The 13,366-nt window shown below is 70.0% G+C and carries 13 protein-coding genes and 1 pseudogene; 10 read left to right on the forward strand and 4 right to left on the reverse strand.

The window, feature by feature from the left end:
* Positions 1-16: 16 nt before the first annotated feature.
* On the forward strand, positions 17-799 hold the full coding sequence (locus tag ACIBL3_RS36160) for an inositol monophosphatase family protein (RefSeq protein ID WP_396358386.1): 783 nt from the start codon (positions 17-19) through the stop codon (positions 797-799).
* Here ACIBL3_RS36160 and ACIBL3_RS36165 read toward each other — a convergent pair whose 3' ends face one another.
* Complete coding sequence (locus ACIBL3_RS36165) at positions 800-2,005, reverse strand: NADH-quinone oxidoreductase subunit D (protein ID WP_396358387.1); 1,206 nt, start codon at positions 2,003-2,005, stop codon at positions 800-802.
* Between the two features lie 190 nt (positions 2,006-2,195).
* Between ACIBL3_RS36165 and ACIBL3_RS36170 the strand changes: the two genes are divergently transcribed.
* Positions 2,196-2,684 carry a PH domain-containing protein gene (locus tag ACIBL3_RS36170; RefSeq protein WP_396358388.1) on the forward strand — a complete coding sequence of 163 codons (489 nt, stop codon included), beginning with the start codon at positions 2,196-2,198 and terminating at the stop codon, positions 2,682-2,684.
* A complete protein-coding gene (locus tag ACIBL3_RS36175) occupies positions 2,681-4,108 on the forward strand; it encodes a PH domain-containing protein (protein ID WP_396358389.1) in 1,428 nt (475 codons plus the stop codon). Before ACIBL3_RS36170 ends, ACIBL3_RS36175 begins: the two co-directional genes overlap by 4 nt.
* 107 nt (positions 4,109-4,215) lie before the next feature.
* Here ACIBL3_RS36175 and ACIBL3_RS36180 read toward each other — a convergent pair.
* Positions 4,216-4,854, reverse strand: a pseudogene (locus ACIBL3_RS36180) (SAM-dependent methyltransferase); the annotation flags it as partial.
* On the reverse strand, positions 4,851-5,402 hold the full coding sequence (locus tag ACIBL3_RS36185) for a 2'-5' RNA ligase family protein (RefSeq protein ID WP_396358390.1): 552 nt from the start codon (positions 5,400-5,402) through the stop codon (positions 4,851-4,853). The gene ACIBL3_RS36185 and the pseudogene ACIBL3_RS36180, both read right to left, overlap by 4 nt.
* Positions 5,403-5,481: 79 nt before the next feature.
* Between ACIBL3_RS36185 and ACIBL3_RS36190 the strand changes: the two genes are divergently transcribed.
* From ACIBL3_RS36190 to ACIBL3_RS36220, 7 genes are all read left to right on the forward strand, one after another.
* Positions 5,482-6,339 carry a Rossmann-like and DUF2520 domain-containing protein gene (locus ACIBL3_RS36190; RefSeq protein ID WP_396358391.1) on the forward strand — a complete coding sequence of 286 codons (858 nt, stop codon included), beginning with the start codon at positions 5,482-5,484 and terminating at the stop codon, positions 6,337-6,339.
* Positions 6,336-7,163 (forward strand): pantoate--beta-alanine ligase, encoded by an 828-nt coding sequence (gene panC, locus ACIBL3_RS36195; RefSeq protein WP_396358392.1) that lies wholly within the window; start codon positions 6,336-6,338, stop codon positions 7,161-7,163. Before ACIBL3_RS36190 ends, panC begins: the two co-directional genes overlap by 4 nt.
* A gap of 141 nt (positions 7,164-7,304) precedes the next feature.
* The gene (locus ACIBL3_RS36200; RefSeq protein ID WP_396358393.1) at positions 7,305-8,969 is read left to right on the forward strand and encodes an L-aspartate oxidase; all 1,665 of its coding nucleotides are present in this window, start codon (positions 7,305-7,307) and stop codon (positions 8,967-8,969) included.
* Positions 8,962-9,816, forward strand: coding sequence for a carboxylating nicotinate-nucleotide diphosphorylase (gene nadC / locus ACIBL3_RS36205; protein ID WP_396358394.1), 855 nt, complete (start codon positions 8,962-8,964; stop codon positions 9,814-9,816). The genes ACIBL3_RS36200 and nadC overlap by 8 nt, the downstream gene beginning before the upstream one ends.
* Positions 9,816-10,580, forward strand: coding sequence for a type III pantothenate kinase (locus ACIBL3_RS36210; RefSeq protein ID WP_396358395.1), 765 nt, complete (start codon positions 9,816-9,818; stop codon positions 10,578-10,580). The genes nadC and ACIBL3_RS36210 overlap by 1 nt, the downstream gene beginning before the upstream one ends.
* 84 nt (positions 10,581-10,664) lie before the next feature.
* Positions 10,665-11,114 (forward strand): hypothetical protein, encoded by a 450-nt coding sequence (locus tag ACIBL3_RS36215; protein WP_396358397.1) that lies wholly within the window; start codon positions 10,665-10,667, stop codon positions 11,112-11,114.
* 38 nt (positions 11,115-11,152) lie between these two features.
* Complete coding sequence (locus tag ACIBL3_RS36220) at positions 11,153-12,586, forward strand: multicopper oxidase family protein (RefSeq protein ID WP_396358398.1); 1,434 nt, start codon at positions 11,153-11,155, stop codon at positions 12,584-12,586.
* Here ACIBL3_RS36220 and ACIBL3_RS36225 read toward each other — a convergent pair.
* Positions 12,574-13,143: a carboxymuconolactone decarboxylase family protein gene (locus ACIBL3_RS36225; protein WP_396358399.1), complete on the reverse strand. Its 570-nt coding sequence runs from the start codon at positions 13,141-13,143 to the stop codon at positions 12,574-12,576. The two genes, ACIBL3_RS36220 and ACIBL3_RS36225, sit on opposite strands and share 13 nt — an antisense overlap.
* Positions 13,144-13,366: the final 223 nt, after the last annotated feature.

Raw genomic sequence — 13,366 nt, forward strand, 5'->3', positions numbered from 1 at the left:
GCGTAGGTTCTGACCTGTGGATATCTCCGAACTGCTGAAGGTCGCCGAGGCTGCCGTCGACCAGGGCCGGAAGGTGACCGACACCCGGCCGCCGGGAGAGCTGACCTCCAAGGGCGACCGAGACATGGCCTCCGAGGTGGACTTCGCCGTGGAACGGGCGGTCCGGGCGTTCCTGGAGCGGGAGACGCCCGGGATCGGTGTGCTCGGCGAGGAGGAGGGCGGCGCGACCGGCGGCACGAGGTGGGTGCTCGACCCGATCGACGGGACGGTGAACTTCGTCCACGGGGCGCCGCTGTGGGGAATCTCGCTCGGCCTGATCCACGAGGGCCGGGCGATCGCCGGCGTCATCGACCACCCGGCGCTCCGAACCAGGTACGCCGCCGCCGAAGGACTCGGCGCGACCTGCAACGGGGCGCCGATCCGGGGCAGTGAGTGCACCCGGCTGACCGACGCGTTGGTTGCCGTGGGCGACTTTGCGGTCGGCCCGGACGCCGCCGCCCAGAACGCCGAGCGGCTGGCGCTGACCCAGCTGCTCTACCCGCGGGTGCAGCGGATCCGGATGATCGGTACGGCGGCCACCGCGCTCACCTGGGTCGCGGCCGGCCACTTCGACGCGATGGTGATGTTCTCCAACAAGCCCTGGGACACGATGGCCGGAGTGGCGATCGCCCGCGAGGCCGGTGTCGTCGTCCTCGACCTGGACGGCTCGGAGCACACCCCGGAGTCGCGCGGCACCTTCGCCGTGTCGGCCGGCATCCGCGAGCCGATCCTGGAGCTGATCACCCAGGCGACCAGCTAGCTACTTGTCGATGTCCCCGACGACGAAGAACATGCTGCCGAGGATGGCGATCATGTCGGGGATGACGGTGCCGGGCAGCAGCGCGGGCAGGGCGGAGATGTTGTTGAAGCTCGCCGACCGCAGCTTCAGCCGCCAGGGTGTCTTGTCGCCGCGGGAGACCAGGTAGTAGCCGTTGATGCCGAGCGGGTTCTCGGTCCAGGCGTAGGTGTGGCCCTCCGGGACCTTGAGGATCTTCGGCAGCCGCACGTTCACCGGCCCGGTGGGCAGTGCCGACAGTTTGTCGATGCAGGCGTCGACCAGGTCCAGCGACACCTTGACCTGCTCGAGCAGCACCGAGAACCGGGAGAAGCAGTCACCGTCCGAGCGGGTCACGACCCGGAGTACGCCGTCGCGCAGCAACTCGTCGTACCCGAGGTAGGGCTCGTCGCGGCGGAGGTCGGCGTCGACGCCCGAGGCGCGGGCGATCGGGCCGGAGACGCCGTACTGGGCGACGAGCTCGGGGGAGAGCCTGCCGACGCCGACGGTCCGGGCCCGGAAGATCTCGTTGCCGATGACAATGTCCTCGATGTCCGGCAGCCGCTTGCGGACCGCGGCCGAGGCAGCTGCGGCGCGGCCGAGCCAGCCGTACGGCAGGTCCTCCTTGAGGCCGCCGACGCGGTTGAACATGTAGTGCATCCGGCCGCCGGACAGCTCCTCCATCACCGCCTGGAGGGTCTCGCGCTCGCGGAACGCGTAGAAGACCGGAGTGATCGCGCCCAGCTCGAGCGGGTAGGACCCGAGGAACATCAGGTGGTTGAGGATCCGGTTCAGCTCGGCCAGCAGGGTGCGCAGCCAGACCGCGCGGACCGGGACCTCCAGGCCCATCATCCGCTCGACCGCGAGCACCACCCCGAGCTCGTTGCTGAATGCGGACAGCCAGTCGTGCCGGTTCGCCAGCACGATGATCTGGCGGTAGTCGCGGACCTCGAACAGCTTCTCCGCGCCGCGGTGCATGTAGCCGACGATCGGCTCGCAGCCCACGATCCGCTCACCGTCCAGGGTCAGCCGCAGTCGCAGCACGCCGTGCGTCGCCGGGTGCTGCGGACCGATGTTGAGCACCATGTCCGTGGTCGCCAGCTCCGAGCCGGTCCCGGTGCCGCCCCGCTCGTACGCAGGGTCGAATCCGGCCGCCCCCGCGCCGATACCCACCACTCGTTCAGTGCTCATGACCCTAGTGTGCCGTGGGTGGTGCAGCTTGGCGCTGCTGACGCCCAGGCACGCACCTCGCTGCGTTGGAGGAGCATCCACGATGAAACCCGCATCGAGGACGCTCCTCCGCCTTGCGATGCACGCACCTGGACGCCAGCAGCACTCAACCTGCACCACCCACGGCACACTTTCGTGACAGGCTTGGTGTGTGGATGACCTCTTCGCACCCTCGGATGTCAGCTGGACGCCGGTCTCGCCGAAGCTGGCGTCGGTCCGCCGGCTGAACGCGGCGATCACGTTCGGCGTGCTCGGGCTGGTGGCTCTGCTGGTCCTGGGGATGACGGTGGGCTGGTTGTACGGCGTCCTGGCGCTGGTCGTGTGCGCGGCCGGATTCGCGTGGTCGTGGGTGCTGGTCGGCCGGAACCAGCGGTCCTGGAAGTACGCCGAGCGCGAGGACGAGCTGCTGGTCAGCCACGGGATCATGTTCCGGGAGCTGGTGGTGGTGCCGTACGGGCGGATGCAGTTCGTGGACGTGACGGCCGGGCCGCTGGAGCGGGCGTTCGGGATCGCCACGGTGGAGTTGCACACCGCGACCCCGGCGACCGACGCGAAGATCCCCGGGCTGCACCCGGACGAGGCGAGCCGCCTGCGTGACCGCCTCTCCGCCCTCGGCCAGGCCCAGGCGTGGGGCCTGTGACCGAGCAGCCGCAGCCTCTGCAGGCACCACCCGTCCAGCCGCCGCCGGAGCAGTCCGGAGCGCGGCTGCACCCGCTGACGCCGTTCGTCAAGGGCTGGGGGTACTTCGTCGTCGCGGCGATCGCGATGGTGAACAACGAGAGCCTGCGCAGCAACCTGACGCTGGCCGGTATCGGGCTGGCCGTCGTGCTGGTCGGCGGCATCCTGCTCGGCGCGCTGTCGTGGTGGTTCACCAAGTGGCAGCTGACCGACGAGGCGATCCGGGTGGACAGCGGGTTCCTGGTCCGCCGGACCCGGATCATCCGGTTCGACCGGATCCAGGCGATCGACGTCGCCCAGCCGTTCGTGGCCCGCCTGTTCGGGATGGCCGAGCTGCGGATGGACGTGGCCGGCGGCGGCAAGAGCGACGGCAAGCTCAGCTATTTCACGTACGACGAAGCCGTCAAGCTGCGCAGGATCCTGCTGGTCCGGGCCAAGGGCGAACGGGCCGTCGAGCACTCGGCCGAGCAGCCGAAGCCGGAACCGATCCTGACCGTCCCGACGAACCGCCTGCTCGGTGCGACCCTGCTGTCCTCGACAGTCATCGCCAGTGCCGGCGGTCTGGTCTGGCTGATCATCGCCACCACCGTGCTGGAGTTCCACATCGGTCTGTTCGCCGGTCTGCCGCTGCTGCTCGGTGTCGTGCAGCCGATCTGGAAGCAGGTCGTCGGCAACCACGGCTTCACGCTGTCGGAGAGCCACGACGGGCTGCGCACCAAGCGTGGCCTGTTCGATGTGCAGCGGCAGACCGTGCCGCCCGGTCGAGTGCAGGGCCTGCTGATCACCGAGCCGATCATCTGGCGACTGCTCGGCTGGTCCCGCGTGGAGCTGGACATCGCCGGCGTCGCCGGCAACCCCGCCGAGGGGGAGGACGACCGCGAAGGCGCGCAGCTGCTGCCGGTCGGGGACCGGGGCGAGGTGGCGTTCGTGCTCGCCCGCATCCTGCCCGGCCTGGACCTGGCCCGCATCCCGATGCACCAGGCGCCGGAGCGGGCCAAGTGGCTGCGCCCGATCGGCTGGCGCTACCTGTCGTACGGCTTCGACGGGCAGGTGCTCGTGACCACGCGCGGCTGGGTGAGCCGCCGTACGTCGATCGTCCTGCACCACAAGACCCAGTCGGTCCGGCTCGAGCAGGGACCACTGCAGCGGCGGCTGGGCCTGGCCAACGTCCACGTGGACACACCACTCGGCCCGACCGACGCCATCGCTCTGCACCGGGACCAGTACGAGGCAGCGCAGGTCCTGGAGGCTCAGGCGGACAGGGCTCGCGAGGCCCGTCGTACGGCGCCTTCACCGTTTGCTGTCCAAACCCAGCCGAACCCGCCGAGCCCTGAAGGATCCAGCAGTTCCGCAGCCTCACCAGCCGACGACAGCTCGGCCACGTAGCGCAGCGGTTCCGCCTGAGCCAGCTCGAGGCTCGGGCGGGCCGCACTCACGCCGAGCGCCCGCAACGCGTCCCTTTGCAGCACAAGCGATCCGCCGAGCGAGTCCAGTGCGACATGCGCCGTAACGTCGCAGGAGCCGTCCAGCACCGGGTCGCACTCGCGCCCGTCCCGGAAGCCCGTGACCGTCCCGTACGGCGGCCGGCCGGCCCGCACATGCCCGTAGTCGATCGCGACCGCCATCCCGCCGTCAGCAAGCCGCTCGACCACCGAGGCCCAGGCCAGATCGCGAGTCCTTCCGATCTCCGCCCGGTCGCCTGGCTCCTGCAGCGGCCACCACTCCTCGAGCCACTGCAGATCGTTGCCCGAGACAACCGCACCCAGCGACAGGTCGGCCAGCAGGTACCGCGGTACGCCGTCCTCGTCCAGCTCGGCGAGCTCACAAGGCACGTTGTCCAGCCACTCATTGGCGACCGCCAGCCCGGTGATGGAGTCAGGCAGTTGGTCGTCCAGCTCGACGTCGACGACCGTCAGGCCCTCGGACCGCAACACCTGGCCCAGCTCACCCGACCCCGAGCCGATGTCGACGACCTCTGACGCGCCCACCGCACGAGCCAGCCGGGCCAGCGCCTGGCCGAACAACGCCGACGCGTGCACCGAGGTCCGGAAGTGCGCCGACGGCCGCTCCCGTCGGTAGAACCCGTCGGGGCCGTACAGCGCGGTCTCCCAGCCCTCCCGGAAGCTGATCACAACGGGACCGCGCCGAACTGCCGCCAGACGCTGTCATCGCCTTCTCGCCACAGTCCGACCTCGGTCAGCCGGACCGTGGGCGCAGGTGCGGCAGCCAGCGCTTCCGTCGCCTCGGCGACCACGCCCGGCCCGCCCTGGGCGGCCGACGAGATGGTGAGGTGCGGATGCGGGTCCGGGATCTCACCGCCGTACGGCGGACACTCCGGGAACGCCTCGAACACCGCCAGCAGCAGGGCGCGGACGGTGTCGAAGGGCTCGGGCCGCAGCCAGGCTGTGCCGTTCTCGAACAGTCCCGCTGCCGGGAAGCTGAGGTCGAACGGCTCGAACGACGACAGCGCGTCCTCGAGCCGGCGGATGGCGAGGTCGCCCGGCTTGTCGACCCACGGCACCAGCACGGTGACATGTGGTGGGATCAGCTCGGTCAGTCGGACGTGCGGACGCGCCGTCGAGTGCGATACGGATCGCCACCGGTCGGTGTAGTCCGCCAACTCGGGCACTGTGACCAGAATCGCGGTCAATCCGGTCCGTGCAGCCCATGCCTCGCTCACCACGGCATGCTCTCATCACCTAGGCTAAAAGCAGGATCGTCTGGTACCCCGCCGTGGGACTGGAACGAAGAGAGTGAGTATGGAACGGATCGGCTTGATCGGAGCCGGCCGGGCCGGAACCGCCCTGGGAGCAGCCTTGGCGGCAGCCGGGCATCCCCTGGTCGGTGTCACCGCCCGGTCGGGCGCGTCACGTGAACGCGCCGCCCGGCTTCTTCCCCATGTACCGGTGCTGACCGCCGACGAGGTCGCGACCCGCGCCGACGTCGTGCTGGTCGCCGTACCCGACGACCGGATCGAGGACGTCGTCGAGCGGCTGCCACTGACCAGCAGCCAGTACGTCGTCCATCTGTCCGGGGCACACGGGTTGAAACCACTGCGAGGGTCCGACGCGATCCCAGTGGCATTGCACCCGGCGATGACGTTCCCCGGTGGCGCCGTACGGCTGGAGAACGTCATGTTCACCGCGACCGCACCGGACCAGGCCAGAGAGATGGTCGAGCGGCTGGTGAAGGTCCTCGGGGCGCAGGTGCAGTGGGTGGCCGACGAGCAACGCGCGCACTACCACGCCGGTCTCGTGCACGGCGCGAATCACCTGACAACGCTGGTCACGCAGGCTCTCGCCGTACTGCGGGAAGCCGGTGTGGCGGATCCGGCCGCGACACTCCGGCCGCTGGTGACCGCAACCCTCGACAACACGCTGCGATCCGGTCATCATGCGCTCACCGGGCCGATCGCCCGGGGCGATGTCGACACGGTGGCGGCGCATCTGGCCGGGCTGCGCGACCGGACGGCGAGCACGTACGCCGAGCTGGCTCGGGCGACGGTGGAGCTGGCCGCGGCGGACGGGCGGTTGGATCCGGACACGGCGGCACGGTTCCGAAAGGTGCTGAACGGGGAACCAGGCGAGCGGTATCGGACAGGGGAGGCACCGCGATGAGACTCACCCAGACGAAGGCCGAGCTGCGGGCGGCGGCCGCGATCCGGCCCCGGGCGGTCGTGATGACGATGGGCGCCCTGCACGAAGGTCATGCGGCCCTGCTCGCCGAGGCCCGGGAACGGGTCGGTCCGGACGGCAGCGTCGTCCTGACCATCTTCGTGAACCCGTTGCAGTTCGGGCCGTCCGAGGACTTCGACCGCTATCCGCGCACCCTGGCCAGCGACCTGGCGATCGCCAAGAACGAGGGCGTCGACCTGGTCTTCAACCCGTCCCGGGACGAGCTGTACCCGAACGAGCCGTCCATCACCGTGCATCCGGGGCCGCTGGCCGACGAGCTCGAGGGCGTGTTCCGGCCCGGCCACTTCTCTGGCGTGCTCACCGTGGTGGCGAAGTTGCTGCACCTGACCGCGCCCGACCTGGCGTTGTTCGGCGAGAAGGACTACCAGCAGCTGACGCTGATCCGCGAGATGGCGTGCGACCTGGACTGGGACGTCGACATCGTGCCGGTGCCGACCGTCCGCGAGGCCGACGGTCTCGCGATGTCCTCACGCAACCGGTACCTGGACGAGACCGAGCGTGACGAGGCGCTGGTGCTGTACCGGGCGCTCACCGCCGGCGCCAAGGCGGGGATGAACGGCCCGGACGCCGTGATGGCCGCGGCACAGGCTGAGCTGGAGGCGGTCCCGTCGGTGAAGATCGACTACCTCGCCCTCCGGGCACCGGATCTCGGCCCGGTGATCGGCCCCGGCGAGGCCCGGATGCTGATCGCCGCCCGCGTGGGGATGACCCGTCTCATTGACAACATTTCCATCACGCTGCGATGAATTCGATTGATACCGTCGCGGGATGACTCAACTGATGCCACGCCTCCGGCGCGGCGGGTCACGGGGCTGTAACTCCCGGCCTTCCCTCGTCCCTCCAGTCGCTTCGCTCCCTCCGCTCCTCAGTCCAGGCCGGGAGGCCCCGTGACCGGCCCCGCTGTCCCGCAACGGTTGGCCGCGCCCGAACCTGGCTGGACCGACACCGTCGATGTGGTGGTGATCGGATCCGGTATCGCCGGGCTGACCGCCGCTCTCAAGGCTCGTGAGCTCGGCTCGGTGCTGGTGGTGACGAAGGACGTCGTCGCCTCCGGCTCGACCCAGTGGGCCCAGGGCGGGATCGCCGCCGCCCTCAGCCCGGAGGACTCGCCGGAGGAGCATCTGCAGGACACCCTGGTCGCCGGCGCGGGGCTCTGCGACGCGGACGCCGTACGGACGCTGGTCACCGAAGGGCCGGACGCCGTACGGGACCTGATCGACCTGGGCGCGCGGTTCGACACCGTCGACGGGGACCTGTCGTTGACGCGGGAAGGCGGGCACCACCGCAACCGGATCGCGCACGCCGGCGGAGACGCGACCGGCGCCGAGATCGAGCGGGCGCTGGTCGCCGCGGTGAAGCGCGCCGACGACATCCGGCTGATCGAGCACGCGCTCGTCATCGACCTGCTGACCGCTGAGGACGGCGCCGTCGCCGGGGTCACCCTGCATGTGATGGGCGAGGGGCAACTGGACGGCGTCGGCGCGATCCGCAGCCGGGTCGTGATCCTCGCCTCCGGCGGGATCGGTCAGCTGTACGCCGCGACCACCAACCCGAGCGTGTCGACTGGTGACGGCATGGCGCTGGCGTTGCGAGCCGGGGCGAAGGCGCGCGACCTGGAGTTCGTGCAGTTCCACCCGACCGTGCTGTGGCTGGGCAAGAGCGCGAAAGGCCAGCAGCCGTTGGTGTCCGAGGCGGTCCGCGGCGAGGGCGCGTTCCTGGTCGACCACGAGGGCAACCGGTTCATGCAGGGTCAGCACGAGCTCGCCGACCTGGCGCCACGGGACATTGTGGCGAAGGCGATCATGCGGCAGATGCTTGCCACCGGCAATGACCACGTGTACCTGGACGCCCGGCACTTCGGCGACGAGAAATGGCGGGTCCGGTTCCCCACCATCCTGGCCTCCTGCCGTTCGCACGGTATCGACCCGGTCCGTGAGCTGATCCCGGTCGCGCCCGCCTGCCACTACTCGTCCGGCGGCGTGTGGACCGACCTCAACGGCGAGACGTCCGTACCGGGCTTGTTCGCTTGCGGCGAGGTCGCCTGCACCGGCGTGCATGGCGCCAACCGCCTCGCGTCGAACTCACTGCTCGAAGGTCTCGTGTTCGCCCGCCGCATCGCCGCCCACCTCGCGGACGGCCTGCCCGAGCTCCGAGAGGCGGCCGCGGACACCCGCGTCCCCGGTCTGGTCGACGCGGACGTCGTACCCGAGGTGCAGCGGGTGATGACGGTCGGCGCCGGCGTGATCCGTAGCGCATCAGGACTGGCCGAGGCAGGTGCTGCGCTCGGCAAGCTGATCGAGCAGCCGGCCGGTGAGCCGGGTACGCCGGGCTGGGAGGCGACGAACCTGGTCACGGTCGCGTCCGCGCTGATCGCCGCCGCCACCGAACGCGAGGAGAGCCGCGGCTCGCACTGGCGGGAGGACCACCCGGATCGCGACGACCGGAACTGGTCGGGCAATCTGGACCTGACTTTGCCCACCGAGAACGGCCAAGCAGTTCCGCGTACGACGTTTGTACCGCACGAAACCGAGGAGAATGACCGGCATGGATGAGACTGTCGACCGGCAATGGGTCGGTGACCTCGTGCGGGCCACGATCGAGGAGGACCTGGCCGGTGGGGTGGACGTCACCACCACGGCCACGGTCGATGCGGACCAGGTCTCGGTTGCCGAGCTGATCGCCCGGACCGACGGGGTGGTCGCGGGCCTGGAGATCGCCGAACTGGTGGTCCGGCTGGTCGCCGCGCCGGACGAGGTGGAGCTCGAGTACTCCGTGACCGACGGCGCGCGCGTCACCAAGGGCGATGTCCTGATGACGATCCGCGGCAAGACCCGGCAGCTGCTGACCGCCGAGCGGACCATGCTGAACCTGCTGTGCCACCTCTCCGGCGTGGCCACGCTGACCCGCCGTTGGGTGGACGCGGTCGAGGGCACGGGCGCGGTCATCCGCGACACCCGCAAGACGATGCCGCTGCTGCGGTCGCTGGAGAAGTACGCCGTCCGCTGCGGCGGCGGCAAGAACCACCGGATGGGTCTGTCGGACGCGGCGCTGATCAAGGACAACCACGTGATCGCGGCCGGCGGGGTGGCGGAGGCGTTCCGCCTGGTCCGGAAGGCGTACCCGGACCTCGCGGTCGAGGTCGAGGTGGACTCGGTCGAGGACGCGCTGATCGCGGTCGAGTCCGGCGCCGAGCTGATCCTGCTGGACAACATGGACGTCCCGTCGCTCCGGGAGGCTGTCGAGAAGGTGGCCGGCCGGGCGAAGCTCGAGGCCTCCGGCGGCCTGACGCTCGACAGCGCCCGGGCCGTGGCCGAGACCGGCGTCGACTACCTCGCGGTCGGCGCGCTGACGCACTCCGCGCCGGTGCTCGACATCGCGCTGGACTTGCAGGAGGCCTGATGTTGCTTGCCGTCGCCGTCGAGAACACCCGGACCCTGGTGGGCCTGGTGTTCGAGGGCACGGTCAAGCGGCACTGGTGGGTCGGCACCGATCCCCGTCGTACGGCGGACGAGTGGGCCGTGCTGCTGCAGGGGCTGCTGACCGGCGAGTCGCCGGTGTCCGGGATCGCGGTGTGCTCCGCCGTACCGCACGTGCTGCACGAGCTACGCGACGTGGTCGGGCGGTACTACCACGACGTACCGAGTGTGGTCGTCGAGCCCGGCGTGAAGACCGGTCTGCCGGTGCTGGTCGACAACCCGCGTGAGGTCGGCACCGACCGGATCGCCAACGCCCTCGCGGCGGTGCACCTGTACGGCGCTCCGTGCCTCGTCGTCGACGTCGGTACGGCGATCACCATCGACGTGGTCAGTGAGTCCGGCGCCTTCGTCGGCGGGGTGATTGCCCCCGGCATCGAAACCGCGACCGATGCGCTCGGCAACGCGGCGGCGCAGCTGCGCCGGGTCGAGTTGCTCCGGCCGCGGTCGGTGGTCGCGAAGAACACCGTCGAGGCCCTGCAGTCCGGGGCGATCCACGGCTTCGCGGCGCTGGTCGACGGCCTGGTCACCAGGATCCGCGCCGAGCAGTCGCTGGCCGTGGAGACGCCGGTGGTGCTGACCGGCGCGCTCGCTCCGCTGATCGCCGAGCAGTTGGTGACACCGGTTCGCAACGAACCGCTGTTGACTCTGCACGGTCTGTACCGGGCCTTTGCTCGCAACAACCAGTAGTTGCCCCATCGGGCAGAACCCCCTTGTGTGAAGGTGTGGCCAGGATCACTATGAGGTGAACGACTTCCGGGGTGGGGGGAAAGCATGAGGTCCGTTTATCGCGTCTTGGCCGGTCTGATCGCGATCGGTGTGGTAGTCCAGGCGATGTCGGTCGCGCTCGGGTGGTTCATGGTCCTCAAGGACATGGACAGCGGCGCGGTGCTCGACGAGAACACCGATTTCAACTTCGGCCAGGTGACACACGGCATCGTCGGGATGATGGTGATCCCGGCGCTCGCGCTGCTGTTGCTGATCGTCTCCTTCTTCGCGCGGGTGCCGGGCGGGATCAAGTGGGCGCTGTTCGTGTTCGGACTGGTCGTGTTGCAGATCGCGCTCGCCTTCGGCGCCTGGGGGCTGCCGGCAATCGGAGCGCTGCACGGCCTGAACGCCTTCGCGCTGCTCGCGGTCGCGAGCATCGCCGCCCGGAGGGCGGCCGGCCCACCGGCAGCAGCCGTGACGGAGGCGCCGGCAACACCGACCGAGGCGACCAGATAGATGCGGTTGGCAACTGACTTGCGCGTGGCCGCAGGCTGATGGCCTGGCGGCCACGTCGCCGTACTGCGATCGCGGTGCTGGCGACGATCGTCGTGCTGGCGCCGATCGCGTGGTTCTGGCAGCGCAGCCTGGTGCCTGGGGACCTGTCCCCGATGGAGATGGGGTTCGCCGACTACGGCGGTGGGCCGGCGACGCACGCCCATCACGGCCAGGACGTCGGCACGCTCACCGGGCCGTCCGGTCCGGCCGACGTGGTCGTGGACCTCGTTGCCCGCCAGGAGCGGTTCGACATTCCCGGCCGTGGCCCGATGGACGGGATCACCCTGAACCACACCTCACCGGGACCCGAGATCGTCGCGAAACAGGGCGATCTGGTCCAGGTGACGCTGCAGAACGAGTCCGTTCCCGACGGAATCACGCTGCACTGGCACGGCGTCGACGTACCGGCGGCCGAGGACGGCGTCGCCGGGGTCACGCAGGACGCGGTGCAGCGCGGGCAGTCGCACGTGTACCGGTTCGTCGCCAAGGACGTCGGCACGTACTGGTACCACTCCCACCAGGTGTCTCACGAGCAGGTGAAGAAGGGCCTGTGGGGTGTCCTGATCGTCGAACCGACCGCCAACGACGTGGTCGCCGCGGTGCACACCTACGACAAGGTCCGCACAGTCAACGGCGGGTACGGCGAACGCCGCGTGGCTGCTCCTGGATCGACGGTCCGGGTCCGGCTGATCAACACCGACAACGGACCCTGGGCCGCCTGGGTCGACGGAGCGCCGTACCGGGTGGTGGCGGTGGACGGGACCGAGGTGAACGCGCCGCCGGAGGTGAGCAACAAGTCCGTGCTCGTCACCGCGGGTGGACGGGTCGACCTGCAGGTGACGATGCCGCAGGGGTCGGCGATCCGGATCGGGCTAGGCGGCGGGCCGACCACGCTGGTGATCGGCGAGGGCAACGCCCCGGCCGGTGCCGAGCCGCGGGAACGAGTTGATCTGCTGTCCTACGGGAAACCGGCCCAACTCGGCTTCGACCCGGCCAAGGCGACCCGGGTGTTCCGGTACGACATCGGCCGGCGGCCCGGGTTCCTCGACGGCCGCCCGGGGCTGTGGTGGACGATCAACGGGCATCAGTACCCGGACGTGCCGATGTTCATGGTGACCGAGGGTGACGTGGTCCGGATGACGATCAAGAACACGTCCGGCCAGGTCCACCCGATGCACCTGCACGGCCACCACGTCGTCGTACTGAGCCGGGACGGAGTCGCCGCGACCGGCAGCCCGTGGTGGACCGACTCGCTGAACGTCGAGGACGACGAGTCCTTCGAGGTCGCGTTCGTCGCGGACAACCCGGGGATCTGGATGGACCACTGCCACAACCTGCCGCACGCGGCCCAGGGGCTGGTCACGCACCTGATGTACAGCGGCGTGACCACCAAGTTCCACCTCGGTGGCTCGGCGAGCAATCAGCCCGAATGAGCCTGCTCGATCGGCCGGCCGACGGTGAGCGCCTTGCGCAGCGCCTCCGGCAGGGTGTTGTAGGCGGCGTCCGGTGGGGTGCCGGTAGCCTCCAGGGTCTTGGAGAAGAAGCACCGGGCGGCCGCGGCGACCGTGACGTCGAGTACGTCGGCATCGTTCAGGCCGGCCGATTTCAGCTCGTCCACGTCGTCCTGGGTGACGCTGTCGGCGGCCAGGGCGACCTTGCGGGCGAACGCCATCACGGCGCGGTCGACCGGGTCGACGGCCGGCTCGTCGACGAGCGCTGCGACCTCCTCGGACGTGTAGAACTTGTCGGCCAGGATCTGGCCGTGTGCGAGGCTGCAGTAGCTCGACTTCAGCGCGGTGGCCACGGCCAGGGTGACCAGCTCGTAGCGGCGCTGGTCCATGGAGGCCTTGATCGCCTCGGCGAGCCGCTTCCAGGCGTCGTACACCGCGGGCCGCGCGGCGAAGGTCTTGACGAAGTTCGGTACGTGTCCCGCCGGCGCCCGGTTACTGTCGAAGAATCGCTGGTCGGACGGCGAGTCGATGTAGGCCATGCCGGTTCCCCCTCCGTGGCATTCTCACGGTAGAGGCGGCATACCGATCCGGCAACGGGCGTACGGGCTGGGTACCTGGTTCTGGGTATGGTTCACCCGGGTCGGTCGGTTGTGAGGCAGCTGAGACGAGGTGGTCGGGGTGCGGCGGACGTACGGGCGCGTCTCCCCGCCCCACGCCTACTGCGCGGCACTCGGCGGGCCCCTCGGCGCACTGGAGGGAAGG

It is taken from the genome of Kribbella sp. NPDC050124 (assembly GCF_044460355.1).
Classification (GTDB): Bacteria; Actinomycetota; Actinomycetes; order Propionibacteriales; family Kribbellaceae; genus Kribbella.